Source organism: Psychrobacter sp. T6-1, assembly GCF_052258445.1.
Genome location: NZ_JBQQFC010000504.1, coordinates 1 through 1191 on the forward strand (window position 1 = coordinate 1; position 1191 = coordinate 1191).

At 49.3% G+C, this 1191-nt stretch carries 1 protein-coding gene; it reads left to right on the forward strand.

Annotated elements, in window-relative coordinates:
• A partial coding sequence (locus ACTXGO_RS14145; protein ID WP_443574962.1) for a DEAD/DEAH box helicase occupies window positions 1-1191 on the forward strand: 1191 nt, incomplete at both ends.

The window sequence follows — 1191 nt, forward strand, 5'->3', positions numbered from 1 at the left end:
GTTGAGGTCTCCTTTGGTCGTCAAACCCTTATCGGTATTGTCGTCGCTTATACCTCACAAACTGCGAGTGACGTGCCCATTAGCAAGCTAAAACCTATCAATAAGTGTCTTGATAATGCGCCTATTTTGGGTACTACTATGCTCACATTGGCGCAGTGGCTTGCCCGCTATTACCATTATCCTTTAGGTGATGTGCTCTCTGTCATGTTACCGACCTTAGTGCGTCAGGGTAAACCTTTAGATTTGCTCATTACTCATTGGCGTATCTTACCGCATGTCACGGATGATGACTTTAGAGCAAATGCGCTCAAGCAAAAACAGCAATTTAATATGCTCAAACTTCACGGCAGCCGCGGCGCAAGCGAAGACGTCTTATTGCTAGAAGGAATGCAGCGACCTTTTTTAAAAACGCTTGAGGATAAAGGACTGATTGAGCGCTATATTGAACCCAAAGCGCCGCCCAAACCAGTCGGCTTAGCCAAGATGCCGCTTGATCTCAATGAAGAGCAGCAGCAAGCTGTCGAGGCGATTATCGGCGCGCATACGGCGCAGGAGTACACAGGATTTTTGCTTAACGGTATTACCGGTAGCGGCAAGACTGAAGTCTATTTACAAGCCATGCAAGCCGTTCTTGAGGCCGGCCAGCAAGTATTGATTTTGGTGCCAGAGATTGGACTCACGCCGCAGACGCGCGCACGCTTTGCCAGTCGTTTTGCTGCACAAATTGTCCTGCTACATTCTGGCATGACCAATACGTATCGTATGCAAGGCTGGCAAGATTGCCGTACGGGGCATGCGCAAATTATCATCGGAACGCGCTCAGCGGTGCTCTACCCTTTTGCCAATTTAGGTCTTATCATCGTAGATGAGGCGCACGATAACTCCTATAAACAGCAAGATACTCTGCGTTATCATGCAAGCGATGTCGCCTTATACCGTGGTTATCAGCATAAGATTCCTGTGGTGCTTGGTACTGCCACCCCGACCCTTGAGCATCTAAAATTAGTCGACGATGGCAAATTGATAGAGTATCAACTCCGCACGCGTCCAGGACTTGCCAAGCCCGCCACTATGCAGCTGATTGATGCGCGCTTGCAACCTACCCATCAGCAAGCGCAAGATGACGGCGAGCGTTTTGATACGGGGCTTACCGATGCACTTATCAGTGCGATCAAGCAAACACTTGAGGCG